Origin of the sequence: Halomonas sp. HMF6819 (assembly GCF_044335525.1) — a bacterium.
Taxonomy (GTDB): domain Bacteria; phylum Pseudomonadota; class Gammaproteobacteria; order Pseudomonadales; family Halomonadaceae; genus Vreelandella.
In genome coordinates this window covers 1123554-1150177 of record NZ_JBIQVY010000001.1, presented here as the reverse complement: position 1 = coordinate 1150177, position 26624 = coordinate 1123554, and the positions used below count along the sequence as shown (strand labels likewise).

Sequence of the window (26624 nt, the reverse complement as noted above, 5' to 3'; positions counted from 1 at the left end):
ATGAGTCAGCATCAAGCGTTAATCGACCGCGACCGCAAGGTCACTTTTCACGCCTCGACCCACCTCAAGGACTTCGCCCACGGCGACGCGCCGGGGCGCGTGATCACCGGCGGTAAAGGCATCAACATCGTCGACAAGGACGGCCACGAGTTCATCGACGGCTTCGCCGGGCTATATTGCGTGAACATCGGCTACGGGCGCACCGAAATCGCCGAGGCGATCTACAAGCAGGCGCTCGAGCTCTCCTACTACCATACCTACGTGGGCCACTCCAACGAGCCGCAGATCGAGCTTTCCGAGCGTATCGTCAAGGCCGCTGGCATGAACATGTCGAAGGTCTACTACGGCATGTCAGGCTCGGATGCCAACGAAACCCAGCTCAAGATCGTACGCTACTACAACAATGTGCTGGGTCGCCCGCAGAAGAAGAAGGTGATCTCGCGGATGCGTGGCTACCACGGCTCCGGCATTGCCTCTGGCTCGCTCACCGGGCTCAAGGCGTTTCACGATCATTTCGATTTGCCGATCGACACCATTCGCCATACCGAAGCGCCGCATTACTACCTGCGCGCTGCCGAGCAGCACGGCATGACCGAGCGTGAGTTTTCGGCGTTTTGTGCCGAAAAGCTCGAGACGATGATTCTGGAAGAGGGCCCGGACACCGTGGCCGCGTTCATCGGCGAGCCGGTACTTGGCACCGGCGGCATCGTGCCGCCGCCGGAAGGCTACTGGGAAGCGATTCAGGCGGTTTTGAACAAGTACGACGTGCTGTTGATCGCCGACGAAGTGGTCTGCGGGTTCGGCCGCACCGGGGCGGCCTTTGGCAGCCACTATTACGATATCAAACCGGATCTCGTCACCATTGCCAAGGGGCTCACCAGCGCCTACCAGCCGCTTTCCGGGGTGATCGTCGGTGACAAGGTATGGAAAGTGCTCGAAGCCGGCACCGGTGAGTTCGGCCCGATCGGCCACGGCTGGACCTACTCTGGCCACGCGCTGGGCTGCGCGGCGGGGCTTGCCAACCTGGACATCATCGAGCGCGAGAACCTGGTCGGCAACGCCGCGGAAACCGGCGCCTACTTCCAGAGCCAGCTGAAGGCGACCTTCGAGGGCCACCCGCTTTTGGGCGATGTGCGCGGTGTGGGCCTGATGGCGGCGCTGGAGTTCTCGCCGGATGCGAAACAGCGCCTGCACTTCGACCCGGCGCTGAAGGTCGGCCCGCGGGTCGCCGCGGCGGCGCTTGAAGAGAATCTGATCGCCCGCGCCATGCCCCAGGGCGATATCCTCGGCTTCGCCCCACCCTTGACCATCAATCGTCAGGAGGTGGACGAAGTGATCGGCCGCGCCAAGCGCGCCGTCGACCGCGTCACCGACGAGCTGACCCGCTCAGGGGATCTCAAGACCGGCGATCAGGAAGCCGCCTTCACGATTTAAGCCACTCATTGCTTGAGCGCCACACCCGCGTTGGCGCTCGAGTATGGGCATTCAAGGATAACTGTTGGGAGGCATCCATAGCGGCGCCGACGTTATAGCGTCCAATGAGTCTTGAGTGCTTAATGAGGCTTGTGGGAAAGTCTGTCGATGGAGGCGGAAACGTTACGGGCGCCTTTGAGTATCTCATCGACGATGGTTTCTATCTCGGTGACGCTTTGCTGACTGGAAGCCCCCTGCGTAATCACTTCCTGCAATGCGACGGTGGTCCGGGTCACGAGCTCGTTGTTGTTCTTGAGCACTTCGGTGATTTCGCCGACCGCTTGGCTCGAGCCCTGAGCCAAACGGCGAACCTCGTTGGCGACGACGGCGAAGCCTCGTCCTTGTTCGCCGGCGCGCGCCGCTTCCACGGCGGCGTTGAGTGACAGCAGATTGGTCTGATTGGCAATTTTGGAAATCGATTCGGTGATGCCGTTGATGCTTTTGGCCTGCTCGTTTAACGCGCCTATCAGCTGTTGAGCCTCGTTCATGGTCTGCGCCACGCGCCGGGCATCCTGCATCACCTGATGCAGATGATTGAGACCACTCTGGGCGATCTGCTCGGTTTGCGTGGAGGTGCTCTGAGCGGACTCGACGGCCCTGATGGCCGCAAAGGATTCTTCCATCGAGCGGGTGATGTCGGTGGCGAACTTGACGACCTTGATGACGTGTCCCTGGGTATCGCGAACGGGGTTGTAAGTCGCTTCGAGCCAGACGCTATCGCCGCGGGCGTTCACGCGTTCGAACTTGCCGGAGCGAAATTCGCCCTGCGCCAGGCGTTGCCAAAAGTTCGGGTTATCGGCGTAAAAACTCTCTTTACAGAACATCCTGTGTTGGGCGCCTTTGATCTGATCAAGGCGATAGCCCATGGTCTGCTGAAAATTTTCATTAGCGTCGACGATCTCGCCCTGGGGGGTGAACTCGATGACCGCCATTGAACTGTTGAGCGCCTCGAGTACCGCGCTGCGGCTCTCGGAGCGCTGGTGGGTACGGGTGACATCGTTGGCGATCTTTAGAATGGCGGTTACCTTACCGCGCCGGTTCTCGATCGGAATATAGGTAGCCTCCAGCCAAACATCGCCCCCGTCTGCATCAAGGCGGTGAAACGTACCTTGCTGGCTGATACCGCTTGCCAGATCGCGCCAGAACTTCGTATAGGCTGGCGATTGGGTCAAGCTGGACGGGCAGAAAATCCGGTGATGTTTGCCTTTAACCTGCTCAAGGCTCGAATAGCCCATGGCTGCCAGAAATTGCGGGCTTGCTTCTTCTATCTCGCCGGAAGGCGAGAAAAGAATGCAGGCGGTATGGCGCATGAGCGCATAGTGCTGCGTATCGAACCATTGGAGGTTGAGCATGCTGTTTTCCCTTGATCGCGTTCTATCGTCAAGATGTTGATTCAATATGATTGTCTTGCCTGCCTATATCGGCCGCATCATGAGAATCTTGAGGATGGCCGTGCGCATCGTGATTGTTTGGATAGATCGATGACATCGCATTCGCATCAATGGCGAGCTGATCCGCCGCGGCGTTTTTGTTTTGCGCCGGGCAGGCTACGCTAAGAGCACCCCTTTTGATTCTGAAAACGAGGTGCACGATGCAACCGGTTTTAGCCTTCGACGTTTACGGCACGCTAATCGACACCCAGGGCGTCACCGAAGAGCTCGAGCGGCGTCTGGCGGACGGCTCGCGTGCTCAGGAGTTTGCAAGGCGCTGGCGCGAGAAGCAGCTCGAGTACAGCTTTCGCTTTGGCCTGATGGGCGCCTACGTGGCGTTCGCCGAGTGCACGCGACGCGCGCTGATTTTCACCGACCGGGCGCTGCAAACAGGGCTTTCCGACAACGACTGCGATCACCTGATGACGCTTTACGGGGAGCTTCCCGCTTTTGATGACGTGCGTCCGGCGCTGGCCGGGCTCAAGGAGGCCGGCTTTCGCTGCGTGGCGTTCTCCAACGGCACCGAAGAAGCGGTGGCGGGGCTTTTGGGCCGGGCCGGCGTCTCGGCCTACATCGACGATTGGGTCAGCGTCGATGCCATCAAGCGCTTCAAGCCCGACCCGGCGGTCTACGCCTATCTTCGCAGCCGGCTGGATGTGCGCCCCGAGCACACCTGGCTCGTGTCGAGCAACGCTTTTGACGTGATCGGCGCCAAGCACGCCGGGCTCAAAAGTGCCTGGGTGCGCCGTCGAAGCGATGCCCCCTTCGACCCCTGGGGAATCGAGCCGGACATGACCGTCACCGACCTCGAATCGTTTTCGACGCGTATCATGGGGTAGGGCACCCATGGGCGCGGTGCTTCATTGACAAGCCCGCGCCGCGCTCCTATAAACACGTTACACCCCTCACCGCCAAGCGCTCATGCTCCTGCTCATCGTTACCGCGACGTTTGCCATCTTTTTTTCGTTTCTTTGCTCCATTCTCGAAGCCGCGCTGTTGTCGATTACGCCAAGCTATATTGCCCGGCTGAAGAACGAAAACCCGAGCCTGCACGCCTCGTTAAACGCCCTCAAGACCAATATCGACCGGCCGCTGGCGGCGATTCTCACGCTCAATACCATCGCCCATACGGTAGGGGCGACGGCGGTGGGGGCCCAGGCGGCGGTCGTATTCGGCGAAGCTTCGATTGCGATCGTCTCGGCGGTGATGACGCTTTTGATTCTGGTGCTTTCGGAAATCATTCCCAAGACGATCGGCGCGACCTACTGGCGCCCGCTGTCGCCGCTTTTGCCTCGCTTGCTCAAGCCGATGATCCTGGTGCTGTTGCCGTTCATCTGGCTTTCCGAGCAGATCACGCGCCGGCTGGGAAGCGCCGAGCACGACGTCGACCTGCGCGAGGAGATCAAGGCGCTGGCGCGGGTCGGGCTTGAGGAGAAGGTGCTGGACGACGACGAGTCGCGCACTATCGTCAACATGCTCAATCTGCATGAGATCGCCGTGTCCCGGGCGATGACGCCGCGCACGGTGTGTGTAACGGTCACCCCCAACATGACCGTGGCCGAATTCGACGGCCAGCACGGCAAGGCATCGTTCACCCGCTTTCCGGTTATGGACAGTGCCGAGCAGCCCTTTGGCTACGTTCACAAAGCCGATATCTATCACGCCGACGACGACAAGAGCATGCGCGAGCTGATGCACTCGATCGGCCGGGTGGATGTCGACCACCACGTCGAGCAGGTTTTCGTGTCCATGCTCAAGGATCACCTGCACATGCGCGTGGTGTATGACGAGCACGGCACGTTCGTAGGGCTGATTACGCTCGAGGACATTCTCGAAACCATTCTGGGCCAGGACATCGTCGATGAAACCGATAGCGTGACGAACCTGCGCCATCACGCCAGGCAGCGCTGGCTCTCTCGGGTCAAGCGTGGTCGCGAGCCGGGCGATCCGGCCGCGGCGCACAAGGAGTAAGCGCAAGCGAGCGGAAATGGTGGAACACAGAGGCATCAGGCAATGTCTTAAAACCAAACGTTCTATAGAGAATTGATAGAGCGTGGTTTAAGGTATTAAAAGTTCGATCACCCGCAAAGGAGGCACCATGTCACTACGTATCAACGCCGTCGTTCCGGATTTTGACGCCGAGACCAGCCAGGGCGCGATCCGCTTTCACGACTGGATCGGCGATAGCTGGGCGATTCTGTTTTCACACCCAAAGGATTTCACCCCGGTGTGCACGACCGAGTTTGGCGCGGTTGCCAGGCTCAACGACGAGTGGAAAAAGCGCGGCACTAAAGTGATCGGTGTCTCCGTGGATGGTGTCGAGGATCACAAGCGCTGGGCGGGAGATATCGAAACCTACAGTGGCAGCTCAGTCGGCTTTCCGATCATCGCCGACGAAGGTCTGGAAGTCTCCAAGCTTTTCGACATGCTGCCGGAAGACGCCTACCTGCCGGATGGCCGCACGCCGGCAGACAGCGCCACGGTGCGTTCGGTGTTCATCATCGGCCCGGACAAAAAGCTCAAGCTGTCGATGACCTACCCGATGTCCGTAGGGCGTAACTTCGCAGAGATCCTGCGGGCGCTCGATGCGCTGCAGGCCACCGAAAAGCACGGTGTTGCAACGCCAGCGGATTGGACCGTGGGTCAGGATGTGATTATCCCGCCGAGCGTATCCAATGACGATGCCAAAGAGAAATTCGGCGAGTTCGACGCGGTGCTGCCTTACCTGCGTAAAACGCGCCTTAAGTGATGTGATTCAGGCGCTTGCTATAGAGCGTCGAACAAGAGTGTAAGATGAGAAGGTGAAGAGGGCGGCCGCTGGCCGCCTTTTTCGTCAATGGCGTTTACCGCGCGACGCTGGCCCTCTTTGTATCCAGCCGGCCGGCATTTATTACACCGACTGAAGCGCTAACTGTTCGACGGAGTCCGATACGCCGCGCGCGCCGGCCAGAATCTCGTTGACGATGGTTTCGATCTCTCCCACGCTCGCCTGGCTGGTTTTGCCCTGTTCGACCACTTGGGAGACGGCGAGGCTCGTGCGCTCGACCAGCTCGCTGTTTTCTCTCAGCACGCGGGTAATCTCGTCGACAGCTTCGCTGGAGCCCTTGGCCAGTTGGCGCACCTCGTTGGCGACCACGGCAAAACCTCGCCCCCGTTCCCCCGCTCGCGCCGCTTCGACGGCCGCGTTCAGCGAGAGAAGGTTGGTCTGATTGGCGATTTTGGCGATCGAGGCGGTGATCTTGTTGATCGTTTGCGCCTGCTTGTTGAGCGCGGTCATGAGCTGCTGGGCGTCGGCCAGGGTCTGGGCCGCTTGGCGTGACTCTTCGATCACTCGGTGCAGATGCGTCAGGCCGTTTTGAGCGATCTGCTCGGTCTGGCTGGAGGTACTTTGGGCGTTCAACACCGCACGGCGGGCGGCTTCGCCTTCCTTGACGGCTCGCGTGATGTCGGTGGCGAACTTGACGACCTTCACGACGTTATTGTGGCTGTCGTAAACCGGGTTGTAGGTGGCTTCAAGCCATACGCTTTGGCCGTGGCTGTCGATGCGCTCGAACTTGCCCTGCTTGAACTGGCCGCTGGCGAGCTGTGCCCAGAAGGCCGGTAGCTGAGAGATAAAATCCGGCGTGCAGAAAATGCGGTGGTGCTGGCCCTTGAGCTGCTCATTTTTATAGCCCATGACGCGCTCGAAGTTGGCGTTGGCGTTCAAAATGGTGCCGTCGGGAGCGAACTCGATGACCGCCATGGAGCTATCGAGCGCGCGGAGCACGGCGCTATGGCTCTGAGCGGATTGATGACGCGTTGAGATATCGCTAGCGATCTTGACGATTTTCTCCACCTTGCCGCGACGGTTTCTCACCGGCAGATAGATCGCTTCCAGCCAGATGTCCTCGCCGGCGGCGCTGATACGCCGGAAACTACCCTGTTGGGGCTCACCGTTGGCCAGAGCGCTCCAAAAGTGCTGATAATTCGCTGAGGAAGTCTCTTCAACCGGGCAAAAAATGCTGTGGTGTTGGCCCACGATATCGTCCAGCTGATAGCCGATCTTTTGTAAAAAGATGGGGCTTGCGCCCTGGATGATGCCTTCGGGCGAAAAGTGGATACTGGCGGTATGTTCCTGAAGCGCCAAGGGTAAAGCGTCGTGCCTGATAAAGGTGAGCATGGGTGTTCTCGGTGGGAAAGGGCTGTACTATGTTAATTATATAGTTCTTTTTTTGTACAAATTATGTACTAGTTTTCTGCTTTTTCAAGCGTTGGGTGCCATTCTTTTGATTAAGATAACCTCGCCCCGTTTTTTTGCGTACTAATGAGTTGCAAACAATTGTGTCATCCTCATTTAACGATTGAGAAGCGCTATCAAGTGCGATAAACGCGCGCTAAAATTCCGCTATCGATGAGCTTGACCTGGGTGGCATTCGAGAACGTGCTTGCTATAATCGCGCTCTCTGAAAAGCCGCGTTATACGGCTTTTGCCTCGATCACTTCGCAAAGCAGCGGTAATTCATGCTTCTCACCTCTCTCTGGACGATGCTTCCACCCTAACGCTGTGCCCTCACTCTGCGGCTTTTCGCCGCTATCCTCGCACCCTTTGCCCGCGTTTCTGCGCAGCCGGGGTTGCACGAAAGATCGATCAACGTTTTACGGGATATGGCATGGCGCTTTTCAACAAGTACGAATGGTTCTCCAACATCAAGGGCGATACGCTTTCAGGCATCGTGGTGGCGCTTGCGCTGATTCCCGAAGCGATCGCCTTTTCGATCATCGCCGGCGTCGATCCCAAGGTGGGGCTTTATGCATCGTTTTGTATCGCGGTGATCATTGCTTTCACCGGTGGGCGGCCGGGCATGATTTCGGCGGCGACCGGTGCGATGGCGCTGTTGATGGTGACGCTGGTGCGCGAGCACGGCCTCGAGTATCTGCTGGCGGCCACGCTTTTGACCGGCGTTCTGCAGATCGCGGCGGGCTATTTGAAACTCGCCGAGCTGATGCGCTTCGTTTCTCGCTCGGTGGTGACGGGCTTCGTCAATGCGCTGGCGATTCTGATCTTCATGGCGCAGCTGCCGGAGCTCACCGACGTGACCTGGCACGTCTACGCCATGACGGCGGCGGGGCTTGGCATCATTTACCTTTTCCCCTATCTGCCGGTGATCGGCAAATCGCTGCCGTCGCCGCTGGTCTGCATCGTGGTGCTGACCATTGTCTATCTGGTCAGCGGCATCGACATTCGTACGGTAGGCGACATGGGCGAGCTGCCCGATACGCTGCCGGTGTTTTTATGGCCGGACGTGCCCTTGAATCTCGATACGCTGGCGATCATCTTCCCCTACGCCGTGATGATGGCCGTCGTGGGGCTTTTGGAGTCGATGATGACCGCGACCATCGTCGATGACCTGACCGACACGCCCAGCGACAAGAACCGCGAGTGCAAGGGCCAGGGCGCGGCGAACATCGGCGCGGGCCTTTTGGGCGGCATGGCGGGCTGCGCGATGATCGGCCAGTCGGTGATCAACATCAAATCCGGCGGGCGCACGCGGCTCTCCACGCTGATTGCCGGGGTCGTGCTGCTGATCATGGTGGTGTTTTTATCCGATTGGGTATCGCAGATTCCCATGGCGGCGCTGGTCGCGGTGATGATCATGGTCTCCATCGGCACCTTTAGCTGGGCCTCGATCCGCGATCTGAAAAAACACCCCATGAGCACCAATATCGTCATGCTGGCCACAGTGGCGGTCACCGTGGGCACCCACAACCTGGCGCTTGGCGTGTTCGTCGGCGTGCTGCTGGCGGCGCTGTTCTTTGCCAACAAGGTAGGCAACATCATGGCCGTATCGAGCGCCTTGACCCATGAAGGAGCGCGCGAGTATCGCGTCATCGGCCAGGTGTTTTTCGCCTCGTCGCAGCGCTTCATCGCCGCCTTCGATATCAAGGAGAGTCTCGATCACGTCGTCATCGACTTATCGCGCGCCCATTTTTGGGATATAACCGCGGTACAGGCGCTCGACCGGATCGTGATCAAGTTTCGTCGCGAAGGGGCGACGGTAGAGCTCAAGGGGCTCTCCGAGGCAAGCGCGACCGTGGTCGACCGCTACGCCGTTCACGACGACCCGGAAGCGGTCGAAAAGCTGATGGGCGACCATTAAGCAAAAGGAGAAAGTCATGACCGAGCACGTATTTGCCGCCATCGACGACTCGCGGTTTGCCCAGAGCGTGAGCGAGTACGGTGCCTGGGCGAGCCTTGCGCTAAAGGCGCCGCTGAGTCTTTTGCACGTGATCGACAACCACTCCGGCGTGCCCGGCGAGCAGGACCTTTCCGGCAACCTGTCGCTGGGCTCTCAGGAGCAGCTGATGGAAACGCTCTCGAGCTTCGATGAGCGGCGCGCGCAGGAAAACCGCAAGCGCAGCAAGGCGCTCTTGGAGCAGGCCGGCGTGTGGTCGAAAGCGCAGGGGGCCCAAGCCAATGCGCGCCAGCTCAACGGTACCTTCGTCGAAACGCTTTTGGAGCTCGAAAGCAAAACGCGGCTTTTGGTGCTGGGTAAGCAGGGCGCTACCCACAGCCGATTCGAGGAGCTTGGCGAGCATATCGAGGCGCTGGTTCGCCGCATCCATCGCCCGGTGCTGATCGTGCCGCCCACGTTTACGCCACCCAAGCGCGTGCTGATTGCATTCGATGGCAGTCAGACGGCGCGCAAGGGTGTCGAAATGCTGGCCCGTTCGCCGCTCTTTAGCGGTGCTGAGTGCCACGTTTTGATCGTGGGCGCAGCCACCGGCGAGCACACAAGCGAGCTCGACTGGGCGCTCGAGACGCTCACCGCCGGTGAGCACCAGGCGAAAGGCGCGATTCGCGCCGGCGATATCGACCAGACGCTCGAGAGCTACATGGCCGAGCACGCCATCGACCTTCTAGTGATGGGCGCGTTTGGCCATTCAAGGCTCAAGCACCTGCTGATGGGCAGCACCACGACGAAAATGCTGCGCCGTGCCACCACGCCGGTACTGGTACTGCGCTAGACCTGTGTGTTAGCTCTGTGCGATAGATTTATGTATTAGCCCTGCGCGTTGGCCAGCCGTTGGCCAAGCCAGACACCCAGCAGCCAAAGCGCCACGCTTGCCAGGGCGTAGGCGCCGGCAAGCCCGCCGTGACGCTTGAAAAGCGTGAGAAGCTCGAGGCTGAAAAGCGAGAAGGTGGTGAACCCGGCGCAAAAGCCGGTCACCCAGAACGGCTGCCAGCGCGCCCAGCCACTGTTAGGTGGTTGCGCCATTCGGGTCGAGAGCCAGCCGATCAGCGCCGAGCCCAGCGCGTTGGCCACAAGCGTCCCCCAGGGCAGAGCGTTGCCCAGCCCGGCCAGCGCCAGTAGCGACACCGCGTAGCGGCACACGCTGCCAAGCGCGGTCCCAGCGCCGACCGCCAGGTACGCCGCTATTCCCTTCATAACGCCCCCCCCGTCAGGTGCCATCCCAGCGCGGCGAGTGCCGTACCCGCGGCGAGCGTGCCCGCCAGATATGCGATCGCCTCACGTGGCTTGCGGTCTTGCCAGAGCGTGAGCGTTTGCAGCGAGAGCGAAGAGACCGTGGTGTAGCCGCCGAGCAGCCCGCCGATTAGCAAAAGCCCGATCGGGGAGTTCGACAGCGGCGCGAAACCGTAATGGCCCAGCAGCGCCCCGGCGGCCAGGGCGCCGCTTAAATTGATCGCCAGCGTTCCCCAGGGAAATTCCGTTGCCAGATGCCGGGCGGCCAGCCGTGTAACGGCCAAACGGCTCATGCCGCCGAACCCGGCGCCAAGGGCCAAAAGCGCGATATTGATGACTGTTTGGAGGACCCCGTGACCCATCAGTACCTTTCACCTTGTTTGACCATCGCGGGGAGTATAACAGGCCCGCTGGGCGGGCCTTGAGGATTAGGCGAGGCGGGAAGAGCGCGACACCTTAGGCGGTCGCGTTTTCGCTGCGTGTTAGCGTGTCCTGGCTTGCCTGAGTCTGGGCGGCGTTGATGCCCGACAGCAGCGCCTTGAGCGAGGCGCTCACCGTGTCGCTGTCCTCGGCGACCGCGCAGATACGCTGGCCGTCGACGTTGAGCTGCACAAACGCAATGGCATTGGCTTCGCTGTCGCCGCCCAGCGAGTGCTCGCTGTAGTCGACGATCGCCACGTGGCTACCGGCGTGCTGGCGCCAGGCGTCGGTAAAGGCGGACATGGCGCCGTTGCCGGTGCCTTTTAAGCGCAGCGTATCGTCGCCTTGCGTCAGCGTGACCTCGATGCCTTCGTTTTGACCCTTCGAGAGGCGGTAGTCGGCCAGCGCCAGCGGCGCCTGATGGCTAAAGTGATCGAACATCACCTGGCGGACCATTTCGCTTGAAAGCTCGCTGGCGCGCTTCTCGCTTTCCTGCTGCACGTAGGGCGCGAGCGCCAGCATCATCCAGCGCGGCAGGTTGATGCCGTAGTCGCGCTCAAGCAAAAACGCCATGCCGCCCTTGCCGGACTGGCTGTTGACACGAATCACCGCCTGGTAGTCGCGGCCGATATCGCGCGGGTCGATCGGCAGGTACGCCACCTGCCAGGGCTCGTCGTCCTTCTGGTGCTTGAGCGATTTGCGAATCGCATCCTGGTGGCTTCCCGAAAACGCCGTGTAAACCATCTCGCCGACCCAAGGGTGGCGCGGGTGCATGGTGATGCCGGTGCACTCCTGCACCACCTGCACGATTTCGTCCGGGTTGGACAAGTCGAGCCCGGGGTCAATGCCTTGGCTGTAGAGGTTCATGGCCAGCGTGACGATGTCCATGTTGCCGGTGCGCTCGCCGTTGCCTAAGAGCGTCCCCTCGACCCGGTCGGCGCCGGCCAGCAGCGCAAGCTCGGCGGAAGCCACCGCGCCGCCGCGGTCGTTATGCGTGTGCACCGAGATGATCACGCTATCGCGGCGGCTAATGTGCTGGCAGAAGTACTCGATCTGGTCGGCGTGGTGATGGGGGCCGGCGACTTCCACGGTGGTTGGCAGGTTCAGGATACAGGGGATTTCCGGAGTCGGTTGCCATACGTCCATGACCGCCTCGCAGATCGACAGCGAGAAGTCGATTTCGGTGCTCGAGAAGCTCTCCGGGGTGTACTCAAAGCGCCACTCGACGTCCGGGTACTTGTCGGCGTAGGTTTTGACCCAGGTCGCGCCCTGCACGGCGATATCGGTAATGCCGCCACGATCCATCTCGAAGACGCGCTCGCGCTGCACGGTGGAGGTGGAGTTATAAAGGTGGATGATCGCCCGATTGACGCCGACCAGTGACTCGAAGGTCTTCTCGATCAGGTGCTCGCGGCACTGCACCAGCACTGCGATGGTCACGTCTTCGGGAATTTGATTCTCGTCGATCAGCCAGCGCACGAAGTCATAGTCGGGTTGGCTTGCCGAGGGAAACCCGACCATCACTTCCTTGATGCCCACCTTAACGATCTGGTGCCAAAAGCGTTTTTTCTGCTCGACGGTCATCGGCTCCAGCAGCGCCTGGTTGCCGTCGCGCAGATCTTCGCTCACCCAGATCGGGGCGCGGTCGAGATCCTTGTCCGGCCAGGTACGGTTGAATGCGGGAACGCGGGGGGCGGGGCGGTACTTGCGATGATCGAAGGCAGACATAAAAAGGCTTCCTGACGTTAATGGGACGTTGAGACGTATCGTCGGCTTTTTGAGCGCGTCTCGTCATCTGACGGTAGCACCAGTATACCCATGGATTGCCAGAAGATTATTGCTAATACTCGTCTGCTGCGGCAATAATTGGCAGAAACTATCGTTAAAAGATGAAATTTTGGCAGGAGGTAGCCGATGCTGCCCGTTCCGCTGGAACTCGATCGCTATGATCGCCACATTCTCGATGTGCTACAGGAAGACGGGCGCATCAGCAATCAGCTCCTTGCCGAGCGCATTGGGCTCTCGCCATCGCCGTGTCTTCGCCGGGTGCGCGCGCTCGAAGAGCACGGCCTGATCGCGGGCTACCGCGCCGAGGTCGACGCGCGCCAGCTCGGCTTCGATTTGACGGTGCTTCTGCATATCGCCATGGATCAGCACACGCAGGAGCGTTTTGATAACTTCGAGCGCCAGGTGCGCGAGATTCCCAACGTCATCGAGTGTCTGATCATCACCGGCCAGGCGGCGGACTTTCAGCTCAAGATCCTGATTCGCGATATGGACGAGTATCAGCACCTGCTGCTGCACGTCATCAACCGTATCGAAGGTGTCACCGGCGCGCACACGAGCTTCGTGCTGCGCCGGGTCTTCGAGCATCGCCCCGTGCCTACGCGCCGTCAGGCGCTTTAAGGCACCCTTTTCAATACTCTTTTTTAATACTCTTTTTTTAATCCTTCTTTAATACGCTTATACAACGAGGAGAACGCATGTCCATCCAGCGTCACGACACTAAAGCGCGCATGAGTCGCGCCGTCATTCATCAGGGTGTGGCCTACCTGTGTGGCCAGGTTGCCGGGGTGGATGCGCGCCACGGCGATATCACCGAGCAGACGAAGAGCATGCTGGCGCGCGTCGACGCGCTGCTCGAGGAGATCGGCTCCAGCCGCGAGCAGCTGTTGAGCGCTACGGTTTACCTCAAGGAAGGCGGCGACGTTGCGGCGATGAACGCGGTGTGGGATGCCTGGGTGCCGGAAGGCTATGCGCCGGCGCGCACCTGCGTCTGCGCGCCGCTGCCCGCCGAGGAGCTCAAGGTCGAAATCACCGTGACGGCCGCCGTGAGCCAGTAGCGGGGCGGCTACTCGAGCGGAAAGCGCGTCTCGCGGAGGCTCTCCTTGATCTTTTTGAGATGTGGCAGGAAATCCTCGCCGCGGCGCAGCGTCACGCCGGTGGCCAGCGCATCGATCAGCGTGAGCTGGATGACCCGCGAGGTCATCGGCATGTAGTGGTCGGTGTCCTCGGGGGTGGCGACGTCGAGCGTTGCCGTACACTCCTTTGCCAGCGGCGAATCCGGCGCGGTGATGCCCAGCACCACCGCGCCGGCGGCGCGCCCGAGCCTGGCGATATCGACGAGCTCTCGGGTGCGCCCGGTATAGGAGATGATTACAATCACGTCCCCGGTGTGGCAGGCCGCGGCCACCATGCGCTGCATCAGCACGTCGATATAGGCCATGACCGGCAGGTTGAAGCGAAAGAACTTGTGCTGCGCGTCCTGGGCGACCGCGCCGGAGGCGCCAAGGCCAAAAAAGTGAATGTGCTTGGCTTGGGTCAGGTAGTCGACCATGCGCTCGATCGCGGCCATGTCGACCTGGCGCTCGGCCTCCTTGAGCGCGGCGATGGTGGCGCCAAATATCTTCGGCGTGTACTGGGTGGCGTTATCACCGGGCTCGACCGCGCGGGTCACGTAGGGCGTGCCGCCGGCCAAACTCTGAGCCAACTTGATCTTGAAGTCCGGATAGCCCTTGGCACCGAAGTTACGGCAAAACCGGTTCACCGTCGGCTCGCTGACCCCTGCGGCCTGGGCCAGGCTTGCAATGCTCAGACTCGTGGCGGCCACCGGGTCGTCCATGATGACGTTGGCCACCTTGAACTCCGAGCGATTTAGATCGTTGAGCCGTTCGCGCAGGCGGTCGAGCAGGTCGTGGGCCATGTGGGTTCCAGAGCGTTCGTCGAAGGGTGGGCGTCTGCCCACTGCGCGCACCAGTCGAAGAACTCATCGGCGGGCAGTGGGCGGGCATAATAATACCCTTGCGCCGCCTCACAACCAATGGAGCGCAGGTAATCCGCCTGGGGTTTGGTTTCGATGCCTTCGGCGACCACGTCGCACCCTACCGCGTGGGCCAGCCGCGTAATCGCCAGCGCCAGGTGTCGGTCGACCTCCATATCCTCCAGATCCATGACGAAGGCGCGGTCGATCTTTAGCGTCGAGAAGGGCAGCGTTTTGATATAGGCAAGCGACGAGTGGCCGGTGCCGAAGTCGTCGATGGCCACGGCGATATTGAACTGGGCGAGCTTGGCAAGCTGCAGGCGGGCGTTGTGCATGTCGCTCAAAAGCCCGGATTCGGTGACCTCCAGCGAGAGAAAGTCCGTCGGTACCTCGTAGGCTTCGAGCGTTTTCAACAGCGTGTCGGCGAAGTCGCGCCGGGCGAGCTGGCGGGCCGCGACGTTGACCGCGATATGAAAGTGATCGTTCAAAAGCCCCTGGTGACGCCAGGCCACGATATGGCGAAGCGCCTCTTCGATGACCCATTCGCCGATGGCGAGGATGTCGCCGCTGGCCTCGGCCAGCGGAATGAACTCCGCCGGCGAGACGCGCCCAAGCGCTGGATGATCCCAGCGGATCAGCGCTTCGGCGCCGATCACGCGGTTGTCCGACAGCGAGATCTTGGGCTGAAAGGCCAGGCTGATCTCACCGCGTTCGGTAGCGCCACGAATCGACTGCTGCAGGCGCAGCCGCTGACGCTGAAGGGTTTCGAGCTCTTCGTTATAGCTTTGCACGCGCACGGGGGCGTTTTTGTGTGGCAGCGCCAGCGCCGCCATGTGCACCAGCCGCTCCGGATCAAAACCCTGATCGGCCCTGCTGACACCGATTCTGGCCCCCAGCGGTAGCAGCAGATCCTCCAGCGCCTGGTCCTGGTTGAAGCACTCCAGTAGCCCAATAGCAAGGCCGGTCAGCCGCTCGTGGCTCGTTTCGGGCAGGATGACCAGAAGCTCGCTGCCGCCCCAGATACCGAGGGTGGCATCGCTTTGCAACTGGCCCTGAAGCTGTTGGCTAACGTGGAGCAGTAGCTTGTCGGCGATGGCGTAGCCGTGAAGGCGCACGACATCGTCGAGCTGGTCGATGGCGATGAATAAAAGTCCGGTCGGCGCCTTGTCGCGGGCGGCGCGCTCGAGCATATGCGTCATCGCCCGCCGGTTGGGCAGTCGAGTGATGGTGTCCGTGCGCAGCTGCTGATCCAGCGCCTGAGAGTGCTCGTCGGCCAAGCGTTTGAAGCTTTGCGCCTGACGGGTGCGGCGCTGATAGCGCTGCTCGACCTCCAGCGTATTGCGAATACGCTGGAGTACGTCGTCGTGCTTGAACGGCTTGGTGATGAAATCTCTAACGCCCAAGGCCAGCGCGCGGTGGCGCGTATCGTCATCGATTTGTGCGGTGAGCACGATGATGGGAGGTGCTGCCTCGCCACAATGCGCCTTGAGCGCTTCGGTCACCGCGTAGCCGTCCAGGTGCGGCATGCGAATATCGAGCAAAACCAGATCAGGGCAGTGGCGTTGGCAGTAGCCGAGTACCTCGCGGGAATCGCTCAGGCCGTGTACGTTGTCGTAGCCGTGCTCCTCGAGTAGGTCGGTCAGCAGCTCGACATTGATGGCGTTGTCATCCACGACCAACAGGTGCTTTTGGGCCAGTTTCATAGATCACTCCCAGAGGCTGGGTGAAGATGCTCATCGAGCGCCTTCGTGAGTTTATCGATGTCCAAAGGCTTGGTGAGATACTCGTCAAACCCGGCGGCGAGCCCTTTTTCGACGTCCTCGGGAGTGGCGTTGGCGGAAAGCGCCACCACGCCCATGGCGTCGAGCGCCGAGTTTTGGCGCAGCGTCTTGAGCGCCTGATAGCCGTTAAGCCCGGGCAAGTTGATGTCCAAAATCATCAGGTCGAAACGGCTGTGGCGCAGTATTTCCAGCGCAAGCTCGGCGCTGCTCACCACCTCTAGATCCACCGTATCCATCTCTTCGAGAATATCCTGCATCAGACGCTGGTTGGTCGAGTTGTCCTCGACATACAGAATGCGACGTTGAACAACGTTTGCGCGGTGGTTGAGCGGCGCGTCGCTTTCAGGGTCGGTTTCGACCCTCTCGTCGGTCAGTGGAAGCGTGAACCAGAACGTGGCGCCTTGGCCGGGGGCGCTCTCGACGCCCACTTTGCCGTGCATGCGATGCACCAGCTCCCGGGTGATGGCAAGCCCGATGCCGGTGCCCTCGATGGCGCCGTACTCCGCATCCAGTCGATTGAACGGCTCGAACAGCTCGCTTTGGCGCTCCTTGGCGATACCGGCGCCGGTATCGCGCACGCTGATTTTGAGCGCATTGGCTTGGGCGGCGGCGCGTATCTCGATGAGACCGCGCTCGCAGTTGTACTTGATGGCGTTGGAGAGCAGGTTTAAAAGCACCTGTTTGGTGCGGGTGTAGTCCGCTTGTACCCGCCAGCCCGCCGCCAGAGGCGCGCGCTCTAGCGTGATGCCCGCCGCTTCGATGTTGGCCTCGAGGGTTGCACAGGCGTCGTCGAGCACCGCGCTCACCGAGATCGGCTCCAGCGATAGCGCCAAATGGCCGGATTCGATCCGCGCGAGATCGAGGATTTCGTTGATCAGGCCCAACAGGTGCTGACCGCTTTTTTCGATCTGCTGCACCTGTCGCTGTTGCTTGTCGCTGAGCGGGTCCCGGCGGCCCTTGTCCAGCAGTTGCGCGAAGCCGATGATCGCGTTCAAGGGAGTGCGCAGCTCATGGCTCATCGATGAGAGAAATTCGCTCTTGGCCTGGTTGGCCTCTTCGGCCTGATCGCGGGCCACGGCCAGCGCCTGAAGCACGTGCTCGCGCTCGGCCATCTGCCGGTAGAGGTTGATTAAAAGCGCGCAGGTGTCGGTAAAGGGTTGAAGCCAGTCGATTAGTGACTGGTTGAGCGGCTGCTGGCTGTTGGCGATCGCGTACATGCCGATGACCTGATCGCCGCTGAGAATTGGTACGCCCATGTAGTTATCGAGCCGAGGGTGGCCCGCAGGAAAGCCGCCTCGACTCTTGTGCCCATAAACATCCTCGGTAATCACTACCTCGCCATGGGCAAAGACGCGACCGAGCAGCGTGTCGGCATTGGTCAGCGTCATGTCGCCGCTTCGCAGCCGCTCCATCAGCTTGTGGGAGGTTTCGCTCCAGGAAAGGTCGGTGATGGCGTGAATCTTGAGCGCGTTGGTCGTGTCGGTGGGCAGCACTTCGCCGATCAGCGCGTAGTCGCTGTCGGTCAGCTCTCTTAGCGCTTCCATCAAAAATACCCAGAGCCGCTGGCCGGACATCAGCGCCTGGTAGTCGGTGATCCCTTGGTGAAGCACCTTTAAAAGGCCTTGCTCCTTGAGAATGCGCTGATTGGCGGCGTAGACGCTACTCAGGTCGGTCATGACGGCCAGAAACTCGACGACGTTGTGTTGGGCGTCGTGAATGGCGTTGAGCGTCATGTGAACCGGCACGCGGTGGCCATCGCGGTGAAGCGCTTCCATTTCGCGACCAATGCCGATCACCGCCTGCGCTTCGCCAGCCAGGTAGTTTTTAATGGCGCGGTGATGCTCAGCGGCAATCTCTGGCGGCGTCAGCATGTCGATGCTTTGATTCAAAACGTCATCCGCCTTGAGGCCCAGTAGATTCAGTGCCGACGGATTGATGGCGCTAATGTACCCATCGCGGCCGATACGGACCTTGGCCACAGCGCTTTTGCTGAACAGCGCCTCGAAGCGTTCGGCATCGCGGAAAAGCATGGCCTCTCGCTTATGGCGGTGGAAAAGGTCCTCGACCTGAGCGGCGAGATTGGCTAAAAGCCGCCGCTCTCGATCGCTAAAGTACCGCGGGGTCTGATCGATGAGGCACAGCGTACCCATGGCAAGGCCATCGGTTGGGCGTAACGGGTGGCCGGCGTAAAAGCGAATATGGGGGGCACCTAGCACCAATGGATTGTCCAGGAAACGCAAGTCCTTGAGCGTGTCCTCGATGACCAGTGTGTCGTTTTTATAAACGGCATGCGCGCAGAACGAGTGTTCCCGCGGGGTTTGCTGGATCTCCAGACCGGTGTGCGACTTGAACCACTGTCGGTTTTGGTCCACCAGCGTAATCAGGGCAATGGGGACATCGAAAATATCGCAGGCAAGCTCGGTCAAGCGGTCGAGGACGTCGTCCGGCGGCGTGTCCAGAATCTCCAGGTGGTGCAGGGCCGCTAGTCGCTGGGGTTCGTTTTTGGGTATCTCGGCGGCTTGCATAATCTTTCCAGGAGTGGGCTAATCCCTTCTTTATCGGTCGTTTTTAGCCAGGCTTTAACGATTCGCCGGCTTGGTGGCCAATTTTTTTAACTCTCGCTGATCTGGCAGGGTGATAAAAGCCTCAGCCGGGTTCTAGTGGGCGATCGATTGCGCGATACTCGGGGTCAAAGCGGTCAAACGATAGCCGTTATTCGCAAGCGGTCACGTGATCGGTCGTCATTCAATGCGAGGTGCTCATGACGGATGGCAAGTCTTCACAGGCGTTGAGTCTGGTCACGCTCTCGTCGATCGAGCGCGTGCCCCGGGCGCAGTGGGATGCGCTGGTAAGCCCGGAGCAGCCTTTTTTACGCCACGCCTTTTTGAGCGCGCTGGAGCAAAGCGGCTCGGCAAGCGAGGCGACCGGCTGGCAGCCGCGCCATCTGAGCGTCTGGCAGGGGGAGCGGCTGGTCGCGGCGTTGCCACTTTATTTGAAAAGCCACTCCAGCGGCGAGTACGTGTTCGACTGGGGCTGGGCGGAGGCCTTCGAGCGCGCCGGGGGTGACTACTACCCCAAGGCGCTGAGCGCCGTACCCTTTACGCCGGTACCGGGCCAGCGCACGCTGGTGGCGCACGATATCGATGCCCAAAGCGCCTTTGCTCTGCTCGCCAACGGCTGGCGGGATCAGTGCGAGGCGCTGGGGCTTTCGAGCTGGCATCTGCTGTTTGCTGGCGACGATGAGGTCGACACTTGGCAGGACCAGTGCCCGGAGCTGATCGTTCGTCACGGAGTGCAGTTTCAGTGGCGCGACCGCGGCTTTAATGATTTTGACGGTTTTTTGGCAAGCCTCACCGCCAAGCGGCGCAAGACGATCAAGCGCGAGCGGCGCCTGGTCGCCGAGCAGGGCATCACGCTCAGACGCCTGGAAGGCGAGGCGATCGACGATGAGGCGCTTGCGCACTTTTTTCGCTGCTACACGATCACCTACCATGAGCGCGGTCGCCCGCCTTACCTCAACGAGGCGTTTTTTCAAGCGCTTCGCCGGGACATGCCAGAGTCGATGCTGCTCGTTCAGGCGCTGGTGGACGGCCGCCCGGTGGCCGCCGCGCTCTATTTTCGCGGCGCCACCACGCTTTACGGGCGCTACTGGGGCAGCGAAGTGGTCGCCGACTGCCTGCACTTCGAGGCCTGCTACTACCAGGGCATCGAGGTCTGTCTGGAGCGGGGCCTGACGCTTTTCGACCCTGGCACCCAAGGCGAGCACAAGCTGGTGCGCGGCTTCGCCCCGACGCCCACGCGTTCGCTTCACTACCTGGCCCACGAGGGCTTGGCCGCCGGCGTTGCCGAGTTTTGCGCTCGGGAAGGCGAACACGTCAAGGCTTACCGCCAGGCGGCGCTGGAGGCGCTGCCATTCAAGACCTAGGCCAGAACCTGGCGCGACAAGACACGGCTCGCTGCCTGGCCCGCTTGCTGGCATAATGCGCGCCGTTCACGCCTTGAAAAGGCACTCGATTACAGGAAGCTTCGATGCATCGATGGCTTACGATCGCCCTGGTGGGCGTTCTGGGATTTTTACAGTATCAGCTCTGGCTGGGTAACGGCGGCTGGCAGGATCTGCAGCGCGTCGAGCAGCGCGTGACGGTACAGGAGGCGGCGAACGTGCCGATGCGCGAGCGCAACGCCCGCCTGGCCGCCGAGGTCACCGATCTCAAGACCGGGCTGGATGCCATCGAAGAGCGCGCCCGTAGCGATATGGGCATGGTGCGAAGCGACGAGCAGTTTTTCTGGGTGCCGGGCGTGGCGATTCAAAACGAACTGATCGGCTTGAACGCGGCGATGGTCGCCAACCCGGTCGCCGCCGAGAACGAGGCCGCCGATGAGTGATCGCCTCTGGCTGGTAGTGCCGGCGGCGGGCCAAGGGCGGCGCATGGGCGCCGACCGGCCCAAGCAGTATCTCGAAATCGACGGCCGCCCGGTGCTAGCCCACACATTAACGCGTCTTCACGCCGCTTTTCCAGAGGCGCGGCTGGTGCTCTGCCTGGATGCCAACGACCAATTTTTCGACCCGCGCTTCGTGGCGTTTGAACACTGGCAGCGGGTCGACGGCGGGCGCGAGCGGGTCGACAGCGTCCAGAACGCGCTGAACGCGATCGATGCCGAGGATGACGATCTGGTCATCGTGCACGACGTGGCGCGCCCCTGCGTCAGCGTTGAAGATCTGCGCGCGCTGGTCGATAACGCCCGCGCTCACCCGGGCGGCGCGCTTCTGGCCATGCCTGTGGCAGACACCATGAAGCGCGAAACCGATGCGGGGCACAGCGCGCGCACCGAGCCCCGCGACGGGCTCTGGCACGCGCTAACGCCCCAGGGGTTTCGCTTCGCGCTGTTAAAGCACGCGCTGATGCACGCGGTAGAGCAGGGCATGGCGGTCACCGACGAAGCCTCCGCCGTCGAGGCGCAGGGGCTTTCGCCGAAGCTCGTCAGCGCTCGCCGCGACAATCTGAAAATCACTCATCCCGATGATCTTGCCCTGGCGGCGGCGATTCTTTCGCTGCAGGCCGGCAACAGCAACGACACCAGCAAAGAGTAGTGCTCATGCGTATTGGCCATGGATTCGACGTACACCGCTTCGGCCCAGGGGATCATTTGATGGTCGGTGGGGTTCGGCTTGCCTTTGAGCAGGGCTTCGTTGCCCACTCCGACGGCGACGTGCTGCTCCACGCGATCAGCGATGCGCTGCTAGGCGCCTGCGCGCTTGGCGATATCGGCCACCACTTCCCGGACACCGACCCGGAGTGGAAAGGCGCGGACAGCCGCGCGCTCTTGCGCCACGTGGTCGCGCTGGTGGGCGAGGCCGGCTTCGACGTGGGCAATCTGGACGCCACGATTATGGCCCAAGCGCCGAAAATGGCACCGCATATCGGCGCCATGCGCGAGGTCGTCGCTTCTGATCTCGGCGTAGCGGTGGGCCAGGTCAACGTCAAGGCGACCACCACCGAGCGGCTCGGTTTTACCGGCCGGGGTGAGGGGATCGCTGCCGAAGCGGTGGTGCTGCTCACGCCCAGGGCGCGCTGATGAACCCGCTGCCGGACTGGCCCCGCGCGCTTGAGAGCCGCTTTGGCCCCCGCGCGCCGGGCCAGTACCGCCAGGCCCCGGAGGACTTCTTCGTCGACGAGCAGCTCGACTTCACCCCGGAAGGTGAGGGCGAGCATTTGTGGCTGCGTCTTGAAAAACGCGGCCTGACCACGCTCGAGGTGGTCAAAAGTTTGGCTCGGCTTTGTGAGGTCGCGCCGCGCGCCATTGGCTATTCGGGCATGAAGGACAAAATCGCGGTAACGCGCCAGTGGCTCAGCGTCCATTTGCCCGGTCGGCCGTCGCCCCAAGGGCTTGACGAGGCGCTCGCGGCCCAGGGCATTCGCTTGGTCGAGCAGGGGCGCCACCCGCGCAAGCTCAAGCGCGGCGTGCACCGCACCAACCGATTTCGCCTGCGCGTAAGCGGCGAGGCCGTCGAAAGCGAGGCGTTCGCCAGGCACTGGGAGGCGCTGTGCCGTGAAGGCGTGGCCAACTATTTCGGCCCCCAGCGCTTCGGCGCTCAGGGGCGCAACCTGGACAAGGCGCGCGCGGTGCTGCAAAAGGGTTGGCGCAAGCGCGACGACCGCCAGGGCATGCTGCTCTCCACGGCTCGCGCCTTTTTGTTCAACGAGTTTTTGAGCGCGCGGGTAAGTGATGCAAGCTGGCACTCGCCGGTGCCGGGCGATACGCTGATGCTCGACGGCACCCAAAGTGTGTTTGACATTGACGGCGTCGATGAGACCCTGACTGCACGCGCCGAAGCGCTCGACCTTCACCCGACGGGCCCGCTTTGGGGCGTTGGCGAGGGCGCGCTTGGCAGGGCCGGTGCACTCGAGCAGGCGCTTTACGTTCGCGAACCCGCACTTTGCGACGGTTTGAGCCGTGCGGGGGTGAAAAAAAGTCACCGGGCGCTTAGGATGCGCGTCATCGAGCCCGTACTGACGCGTGAGGCCGATGCCGCGGTGCTTGAATTTTCTTTAGCGCGAGGCGGCTTTGCCACCGCGATTTTGCGCGAGCTGATCGACCACCCGGATTTTTGATGGCGCCCTTGCGCGAGCGGACTCATACATTAGAGACCGTGAACACGATCAGGGAATTACGCCACACCGACTGCCTAGGGAGAGGCCCATGCGACGACTGCTTTTATCCAACGACGACGGCGTGTACGCGCCGGGGCTTCGCGCGCTACACGACGGGCTAGTCGAGCACGCCAAACTGCGCGTGGTGGCGCCGGATCGTGACCGCAGTGGGGCGAGCAACTCGCTGACGCTGTCGCGCCCGCTATCGCTCACCGCGCTCGACGGCGGCTTTTACAGCGTCGACGGCACGCCCGCCGACTGCGTCTATCTCGGCGTCAACGGGGTGTGGGACGAGCGCCCGGACCTGGTGATCGCCGGGATCAATCACGGTAGCAACCTGGGCGACGACGTGCTTTACTCCGGCACCGTCGCGGCGGCCATGGAAGGGCGCAATTTGGGCATGAGTGCGATCGCCATGTCGCTTTGCGGCGAGCGCCATTTCGAGAGCGCCGCGCGAATGGCGGCGACACTCGTCGGCGCCGCCGACACGCTGTCACTGCCGCCCAGAACCCTTTTGAACGTCAACGTGCCGGATCTACCCTGGGAGGAGATTAAGGGCGTTCGCGTGACTCGACTTGGCTATCGCGGCCCGGCGGAGAAGGCGGTACCGATCAAGGACCCGCGCGGGCGCACCCGCTACTGGATCGCGCCGGTGGCGGCCAACGCCGATGACGGCGAGGACACGGATTTCGCCGCGATCAACGAAGGGTTCGTCTCGATCACGCCGCTACAGACCGACCTGACGCGCCACCCGGCGCGGGGCGACGTGCAAGCCTGGCTGGACGCTTTTGCCTGATCTCTTTCAGGAGGAGCGCCGTGGGCGGGGAATGACCTCCCAGCGCACGCGAGATCGTATGGTCGAACGGTTGATCGACCAGGGCATTGTCGACGCGCGGGTGCTCGAGGTCATGGCCGCCGAGCCGCGCCACCTGTTCGTCGACGAGGCGCTGGCGCACCGGGCGTACGAGGATACGGCGCTGCCGATTGGCTATGGCCAAACGCTTTCGCAGCCGTTTATCGTGGCGCGAATGACCGAGCTCGTGCTCAAGGCCAACCCCCGGCGGGTGCTCGAAGTGGGCACCGGGTCGGGCTACCAGGCGCTGGTGCTGGCGCGGCTGGTGCCCACGCTTTATTCCGTCGAGCGAATCGTTACGCTTGGCGAGCGCGCGGCCGGGCGGCTCTCGAGTCTTGATGCCCGCGTGAATCTGGCCATTGCCGACGGCGGCGAGGGCTGGCCGGGAGGGGCAACGTTTGACGTGATCCTTCTGACCGCCTGCGCGCAAACGCTGCCCGAAGCGCTGTTGGAGCAGCTGGGCCATCACGGCGTATTGATTGCGCCACTGGAAGCGCCGGACGGTAGCCAGTGGCTAACACAGGTCAAGCGTATCGGGGGAGCGTTCGAGAAGCGCCGCCTGGAGCCGGTACGCTTCGTCCCTTTATTGCAAGGAGTGGTGGATTGAAGCATCGACGCTTGGGCGTATTTTTAAAAGGCGCCGGGATGGGCGCCGCCGATGCGGTGCCCGGCGTTTCGGGAGGCACGATCGCCTTCATCACCGGCATTTATGAAGAGCTGATCCATACCATCAAACAGTTCGGCCCCAGCGCCTGGCCCGCCTGGCGCCGGGGCGGCTGGCGGGGTCTTTTTGCGCACCTGAATCTCGGGTTTTTGGTGCCACTTCTGGCCGGTATCGCGCTGAGTTTGGTCAGCGTAGCGCACTTGGCACTTTGGCTGATGCAAGCGCACCCGCTGCTGCTCGACGGCTTCTTCTTCGGGCTGGTTGCCGCCTCGGCGCTGGTAGTGGGCCGGGCAAGTGGGCGCTGGCGGCTTTTATACGTGCTGCCGCTGTTAGCCGGGCTGGTACTTGCCCAGGCGCTTCCGGCCTTGATGCCGCTGGTGCTGCTGTTGGGTAACGAGGCGCTGATCGTCGTCGTGGCCGGCGCCATCGCCATCAGCGCAATGCTACTGCCCGGCGTTTCCGGAAGCTTTTTGTTACTCACCATGGGGCTTTATGGCACCATCATGGGGGCTATCAAAAGCCTCGATATCGGTATTATCATGTGGTTCGGCTTGGGCTGTTTGACCGGTCTGATGCTCTTTTCACGATTTCTCTGGTGGCTTTTGAACCGCCATCACAACGCCACGATGCAGCTACTTTTAGGCTTCATCGTCGGCTCGCTGCCGGTGCTGTGGCCCTGGCGCGAACTTCTTAGCTATCAAATGGGCCCCGAAGGGCAGATCATTCCGCTGTCCCACCGCTATCTGCTGCCAGGTGACTACGCTAACCTGACCGACGGTAGCGCCCAGGTGGTGGGCGTCGTGGTCATGATGCTCGTTGGCGCGGTGCTGGTGGTGGTACTTAGCCGGCGGGCCGCTCAAGGGCCACGCAGTTCGACACAAAGCGCGCGGCGTTGAAAAGGAGTAGGGTTTGCATGCGTAAGGTTTTTACACTCTCTTTAGTGGCGTTGGCCATCAGCGGCTGCGTCAATCAGCCGTCAAACGCCCCCCAGGTACGAGATTTGAGCGAAGCGCGCCGCGCGGTGGAAAGCTCGCCCCAGTACACCGTCGCCCCAGGCGACACGCTCTATGGCATCGCCTGGCAATACAATTTGGACTACCGGGAGCTGGCGGCGATGAACAACATCGCCCCGCCGTATCAGATTCAACCCGGCCAGACCATCACGCTGCGCCAGGGCGGCGGTGCGAATGCCCAGGGGCCGAGCCCGGCCGATCAGTCGCCGGCGCGCCAGGGCGGCGCGGTAGCCACCGGCCTGGGCGGTGGCATGGCCGTCGCTGGCAACGAGACCGGCGCGCAAGTCGGCGGCCAAAACACCGTTTCGTCAAGCGACCAGCAGATGGACTGGCTGTTGCCGGATGAGAGCGCCATCGAGCGCAATCAGCGCATCACCGCCGAGCGCGGCGACACCAATAGCGACGGTAAAGACGACGGTAGTGACGACCAGGCGCCGGCGCATGAAGAGGCGTCCGCGGCTGAGACTTCAACAGAGGAGGCGCCCGCCGCCACGCCGGAACCGGAGGCACCCGCTGAACCCGAGCCGCAGCCCGAACCGGTGGAATCGACGCCCGACGCCGCTGCGTCTGAGGCGCCCGCGGCTCCAGACCGCTCCTCGCGCACCTTCACGCCGGCCGAGACCATCAACTGGCGCTGGCCGGCGGATGGCCAAGTCGCCGGTGGCTTTGGTGAGGGCGAAACGATCACCGCCGGGATTGATATCACGGGACAAAAGGGGCAACCTGTAAGGGCCGCCGGTCCAGGCATCGTGGTCTACGCCGGCAGCGGAGTACGGGGTTATGGCAACCTCATACTACTCAAACACAACGACCACTTTCTTAGCGCTTACGCGCACAACGACAGTTTGCGCGTCAGCGAAAACGATGTGGTCGAGGCAGGAGAAGTCATTGCCACCATGGGCGATAGCGACACCGACAGCGTCAAACTTCATTTCGAGGTGCGCCGCGATGGCCAACCCGAAAACCCCTTGGACTTTTTACCATCGCGTTAAAGCACTCTCTTTGAACGGCTTGGCCAAGGCGCCCCGCGCCTTTAAAAAAACCCGAACAGCTTGATAAGAGCGTCATATAACAATAACGGTGAGCGCGTACAGACAGTACGACCACCCACACT

25 protein-coding genes and 1 pseudogene are annotated in these 26624 nt (G+C 61.7%); 17 read left to right on the top strand and 9 right to left on the bottom strand.

Going from position 1 to position 26624, the window contains the following annotated elements:
• Positions 1–1434, top strand: coding sequence for an aminotransferase (locus ACGLWX_RS05210; RefSeq protein WP_396237893.1), 1434 nt, complete (start codon positions 1–3; stop codon positions 1432–1434).
• A 119-nt stretch (positions 1435–1553) separates the two neighbouring features.
• Here the strand turns inward: ACGLWX_RS05210 and ACGLWX_RS05205 are convergent, their stop codons facing one another.
• Positions 1554–1961 (bottom strand): methyl-accepting chemotaxis protein, encoded by a 408-nt coding sequence (locus tag ACGLWX_RS05205; protein ID WP_396238186.1) that lies wholly within the window; start codon positions 1959–1961, stop codon positions 1554–1556.
• Positions 1962–2108: 147 nt separating this feature from the next.
• A pseudogene (locus ACGLWX_RS05200) lies at positions 2109–2783 on the bottom strand (PAS domain-containing protein); the annotation flags it as partial.
• A 281-nt stretch (positions 2784–3064) separates the two neighbouring features.
• Here ACGLWX_RS05200 and ACGLWX_RS05195 point away from each other — a divergent pair.
• From ACGLWX_RS05195 to ACGLWX_RS05185, 3 genes are all read left to right on the top strand, one after another.
• Complete coding sequence (locus tag ACGLWX_RS05195) at positions 3065–3742, top strand: haloacid dehalogenase type II (protein WP_396237891.1); 678 nt, start codon at positions 3065–3067, stop codon at positions 3740–3742.
• An 82-nt stretch (positions 3743–3824) separates the two neighbouring features.
• Positions 3825–4874 carry a CNNM domain-containing protein gene (locus ACGLWX_RS05190; protein ID WP_396237889.1) on the top strand — a complete coding sequence of 350 codons (1050 nt, stop codon included), beginning with the start codon at positions 3825–3827 and terminating at the stop codon, positions 4872–4874.
• 127 nt (positions 4875–5001) lie between these two features.
• A complete protein-coding gene (locus ACGLWX_RS05185) occupies positions 5002–5652 on the top strand; it encodes a peroxiredoxin (RefSeq protein WP_252106904.1) in 651 nt (216 codons plus the stop codon).
• Positions 5653–5793: 141 nt separating this feature from the next.
• Here ACGLWX_RS05185 and ACGLWX_RS05180 read toward each other — a convergent pair whose 3' ends face one another.
• Positions 5794–7062 (bottom strand): methyl-accepting chemotaxis protein, encoded by a 1269-nt coding sequence (locus tag ACGLWX_RS05180; RefSeq protein WP_396237887.1) that lies wholly within the window; start codon positions 7060–7062, stop codon positions 5794–5796.
• 490 nt (positions 7063–7552) lie between these two features.
• Here ACGLWX_RS05180 and ACGLWX_RS05175 point away from each other — a divergent pair, with 490 nt between their 5' ends.
• The gene (locus ACGLWX_RS05175) at positions 7553–9040 is read left to right on the top strand and encodes a SulP family inorganic anion transporter (RefSeq protein WP_396237885.1); all 1488 of its coding nucleotides are present in this window, start codon (positions 7553–7555) and stop codon (positions 9038–9040) included.
• Positions 9041–9056: 16 nt separating this feature from the next.
• Positions 9057–9908: a universal stress protein gene (locus ACGLWX_RS05170; RefSeq protein WP_396237883.1), complete on the top strand. Its 852-nt coding sequence runs from the start codon at positions 9057–9059 to the stop codon at positions 9906–9908.
• Positions 9909–9943: 35 nt separating this feature from the next.
• Here ACGLWX_RS05170 and ACGLWX_RS05165 read toward each other — a convergent pair whose 3' ends face one another.
• From ACGLWX_RS05165 to ACGLWX_RS05155, 3 genes are all read right to left on the bottom strand, one after another.
• Positions 9944–10330, bottom strand: a complete 387-nt coding sequence (locus tag ACGLWX_RS05165; RefSeq protein WP_396237881.1) for a fluoride efflux transporter FluC — start codon at positions 10328–10330, stop codon at positions 9944–9946.
• Complete coding sequence (locus ACGLWX_RS05160) at positions 10327–10728, bottom strand: CrcB family protein (protein ID WP_396237879.1); 402 nt, start codon at positions 10726–10728, stop codon at positions 10327–10329. Before ACGLWX_RS05160 ends, ACGLWX_RS05165 begins: the two co-directional genes overlap by 4 nt.
• 94 nt (positions 10729–10822) lie before the next feature.
• Positions 10823–12514, bottom strand: a complete 1692-nt coding sequence (locus ACGLWX_RS05155; RefSeq protein ID WP_396237877.1) for a 2-isopropylmalate synthase — start codon at positions 12512–12514, stop codon at positions 10823–10825.
• A gap of 186 nt (positions 12515–12700) precedes the next feature.
• On the opposite strand from ACGLWX_RS05155, the gene ACGLWX_RS05150 reads away from it, so the two are divergent.
• Together ACGLWX_RS05150 and ACGLWX_RS05145 are read left to right on the top strand one after the other, a co-directional pair.
• Positions 12701–13192, top strand: coding sequence for an Lrp/AsnC family transcriptional regulator (locus ACGLWX_RS05150; protein WP_396237875.1), 492 nt, complete (start codon positions 12701–12703; stop codon positions 13190–13192).
• A gap of 77 nt (positions 13193–13269) precedes the next feature.
• The gene (locus ACGLWX_RS05145; protein ID WP_252106912.1) at positions 13270–13629 is read left to right on the top strand and encodes a RidA family protein; all 360 of its coding nucleotides are present in this window, start codon (positions 13270–13272) and stop codon (positions 13627–13629) included.
• 8 nt (positions 13630–13637) lie between these two features.
• Here the strand turns inward: ACGLWX_RS05145 and hexR are convergent, their stop codons facing one another.
• From hexR to ACGLWX_RS05130, 3 genes are read right to left on the bottom strand one after another with little or no spacing between them, the layout of a single operon-like run.
• Positions 13638–14489 carry a transcriptional regulator HexR gene (gene hexR, locus ACGLWX_RS05140; RefSeq protein WP_252106913.1) on the bottom strand — a complete coding sequence of 284 codons (852 nt, stop codon included), beginning with the start codon at positions 14487–14489 and terminating at the stop codon, positions 13638–13640.
• Complete coding sequence (locus ACGLWX_RS05135; protein ID WP_396237873.1) at positions 14441–16249, bottom strand: EAL domain-containing protein; 1809 nt, start codon at positions 16247–16249, stop codon at positions 14441–14443. The genes hexR and ACGLWX_RS05135 overlap by 49 nt, the downstream gene beginning before the upstream one ends.
• Positions 16246–18852, bottom strand: coding sequence for a GAF domain-containing protein (locus ACGLWX_RS05130; protein WP_396237871.1), 2607 nt, complete (start codon positions 18850–18852; stop codon positions 16246–16248). The genes ACGLWX_RS05135 and ACGLWX_RS05130 overlap by 4 nt, the downstream gene beginning before the upstream one ends.
• 236 nt (positions 18853–19088) lie before the next feature.
• On the opposite strand from ACGLWX_RS05130, the gene ACGLWX_RS05125 reads away from it, so the two are divergent.
• From ACGLWX_RS05125 to ACGLWX_RS05085, 9 genes are all read left to right on the top strand, one after another.
• Positions 19089–20252 carry a GNAT family N-acetyltransferase gene (locus ACGLWX_RS05125; protein ID WP_396237869.1) on the top strand — a complete coding sequence of 388 codons (1164 nt, stop codon included), beginning with the start codon at positions 19089–19091 and terminating at the stop codon, positions 20250–20252.
• 104 nt (positions 20253–20356) lie between these two features.
• Positions 20357–20713: a cell division protein FtsB gene (gene ftsB, locus ACGLWX_RS05120; protein ID WP_396237867.1), complete on the top strand. Its 357-nt coding sequence runs from the start codon at positions 20357–20359 to the stop codon at positions 20711–20713.
• Positions 20706–21419 (top strand): 2-C-methyl-D-erythritol 4-phosphate cytidylyltransferase, encoded by a 714-nt coding sequence (gene ispD, locus ACGLWX_RS05115; RefSeq protein ID WP_396237865.1) that lies wholly within the window; start codon positions 20706–20708, stop codon positions 21417–21419. The genes ftsB and ispD overlap by 8 nt, the downstream gene beginning before the upstream one ends.
• Before the next feature lie 5 nt (positions 21420–21424).
• Positions 21425–21904 (top strand): 2-C-methyl-D-erythritol 2,4-cyclodiphosphate synthase, encoded by a 480-nt coding sequence (gene ispF / locus ACGLWX_RS05110; protein ID WP_252106919.1) that lies wholly within the window; start codon positions 21425–21427, stop codon positions 21902–21904.
• Positions 21904–22941: a tRNA pseudouridine(13) synthase TruD gene (truD, locus tag ACGLWX_RS05105; RefSeq protein ID WP_396237863.1), complete on the top strand. Its 1038-nt coding sequence runs from the start codon at positions 21904–21906 to the stop codon at positions 22939–22941. The genes ispF and truD overlap by 1 nt, the downstream gene beginning before the upstream one ends.
• 88 nt (positions 22942–23029) lie before the next feature.
• Positions 23030–23776 carry a 5'/3'-nucleotidase SurE gene (gene surE / locus ACGLWX_RS05100; protein ID WP_252106921.1) on the top strand — a complete coding sequence of 249 codons (747 nt, stop codon included), beginning with the start codon at positions 23030–23032 and terminating at the stop codon, positions 23774–23776.
• 31 nt (positions 23777–23807) lie between these two features.
• On the top strand, positions 23808–24440 hold the full coding sequence (locus tag ACGLWX_RS05095; RefSeq protein WP_252107660.1) for a protein-L-isoaspartate(D-aspartate) O-methyltransferase: 633 nt from the start codon (positions 23808–23810) through the stop codon (positions 24438–24440).
• Positions 24437–25393: a DUF368 domain-containing protein gene (locus tag ACGLWX_RS05090; protein WP_396237861.1), complete on the top strand. Its 957-nt coding sequence runs from the start codon at positions 24437–24439 to the stop codon at positions 25391–25393. Before ACGLWX_RS05095 ends, ACGLWX_RS05090 begins: the two co-directional genes overlap by 4 nt.
• A 17-nt stretch (positions 25394–25410) precedes the next feature.
• Positions 25411–26502 carry a peptidoglycan DD-metalloendopeptidase family protein gene (locus ACGLWX_RS05085; RefSeq protein WP_396237859.1) on the top strand — a complete coding sequence of 364 codons (1092 nt, stop codon included), beginning with the start codon at positions 25411–25413 and terminating at the stop codon, positions 26500–26502.
• Positions 26503–26624 lie beyond the last annotated feature (122 nt).

Excerpts from the sequence above, each read along its gene's own strand:
- ACGLWX_RS05095 (WP_252107660.1), top strand. The coding sequence starts at position 23,808 with ATGACCTCCCAGCGCACGCGAGATCGTATGGTCGAACGGTTGATCGAC.
- ACGLWX_RS05145 (WP_252106912.1), top strand. The coding sequence starts at position 13,270 with ATGTCCATCCAGCGTCACGACACTAAAGCGCGCATGAGTCGCGCCGTC.
- ACGLWX_RS05155 (WP_396237877.1), bottom strand. The coding sequence starts at position 12,514 with ATGTCTGCCTTCGATCATCGCAAGTACCGCCCCGCCCCCCGCGTTCCC.
- ACGLWX_RS05175 (WP_396237885.1), top strand. The coding sequence starts at position 7,553 with ATGGCGCTTTTCAACAAGTACGAATGGTTCTCCAACATCAAGGGCGAT.
- truD (WP_396237863.1), top strand. The coding sequence starts at position 21,904 with ATGAACCCGCTGCCGGACTGGCCCCGCGCGCTTGAGAGCCGCTTTGGC.
- ACGLWX_RS05180 (WP_396237887.1), bottom strand. The coding sequence starts at position 7,062 with ATGCTCACCTTTATCAGGCACGACGCTTTACCCTTGGCGCTTCAGGAA.
- ACGLWX_RS05185 (WP_252106904.1), top strand. The coding sequence starts at position 5,002 with ATGTCACTACGTATCAACGCCGTCGTTCCGGATTTTGACGCCGAGACC.
- ispF (WP_252106919.1), top strand. The coding sequence starts at position 21,425 with ATGCGTATTGGCCATGGATTCGACGTACACCGCTTCGGCCCAGGGGAT.
- ACGLWX_RS05170 (WP_396237883.1), top strand. The coding sequence starts at position 9,057 with ATGACCGAGCACGTATTTGCCGCCATCGACGACTCGCGGTTTGCCCAG.
- ACGLWX_RS05130 (WP_396237871.1), bottom strand. The coding sequence starts at position 18,852 with ATGCAAGCCGCCGAGATACCCAAAAACGAACCCCAGCGACTAGCGGCC.
- ACGLWX_RS05085 (WP_396237859.1), top strand. The coding sequence starts at position 25,411 with ATGCGTAAGGTTTTTACACTCTCTTTAGTGGCGTTGGCCATCAGCGGC.
- ACGLWX_RS05190 (WP_396237889.1), top strand. The coding sequence starts at position 3,825 with ATGCTCCTGCTCATCGTTACCGCGACGTTTGCCATCTTTTTTTCGTTT.
- ACGLWX_RS05135 (WP_396237873.1), bottom strand. The coding sequence starts at position 16,249 with ATGAAACTGGCCCAAAAGCACCTGTTGGTCGTGGATGACAACGCCATC.
- ACGLWX_RS05165 (WP_396237881.1), bottom strand. The coding sequence starts at position 10,330 with ATGAAGGGAATAGCGGCGTACCTGGCGGTCGGCGCTGGGACCGCGCTT.
- surE (WP_252106921.1), top strand. The coding sequence starts at position 23,030 with ATGCGACGACTGCTTTTATCCAACGACGACGGCGTGTACGCGCCGGGG.
- hexR (WP_252106913.1), bottom strand. The coding sequence starts at position 14,489 with ATGGCCCACGACCTGCTCGACCGCCTGCGCGAACGGCTCAACGATCTA.
- ftsB (WP_396237867.1), top strand. The coding sequence starts at position 20,357 with ATGCATCGATGGCTTACGATCGCCCTGGTGGGCGTTCTGGGATTTTTA.
- ispD (WP_396237865.1), top strand. The coding sequence starts at position 20,706 with ATGAGTGATCGCCTCTGGCTGGTAGTGCCGGCGGCGGGCCAAGGGCGG.
- ACGLWX_RS05160 (WP_396237879.1), bottom strand. The coding sequence starts at position 10,728 with ATGGGTCACGGGGTCCTCCAAACAGTCATCAATATCGCGCTTTTGGCC.
- ACGLWX_RS05125 (WP_396237869.1), top strand. The coding sequence starts at position 19,089 with ATGACGGATGGCAAGTCTTCACAGGCGTTGAGTCTGGTCACGCTCTCG.
- ACGLWX_RS05205 (WP_396238186.1), bottom strand. The coding sequence starts at position 1,961 with ATGAACGAGGCTCAACAGCTGATAGGCGCGTTAAACGAGCAGGCCAAA.
- ACGLWX_RS05210 (WP_396237893.1), top strand. The coding sequence starts at position 1 with ATGAGTCAGCATCAAGCGTTAATCGACCGCGACCGCAAGGTCACTTTT.
- ACGLWX_RS05150 (WP_396237875.1), top strand. The coding sequence starts at position 12,701 with ATGCTGCCCGTTCCGCTGGAACTCGATCGCTATGATCGCCACATTCTC.
- ACGLWX_RS05195 (WP_396237891.1), top strand. The coding sequence starts at position 3,065 with ATGCAACCGGTTTTAGCCTTCGACGTTTACGGCACGCTAATCGACACC.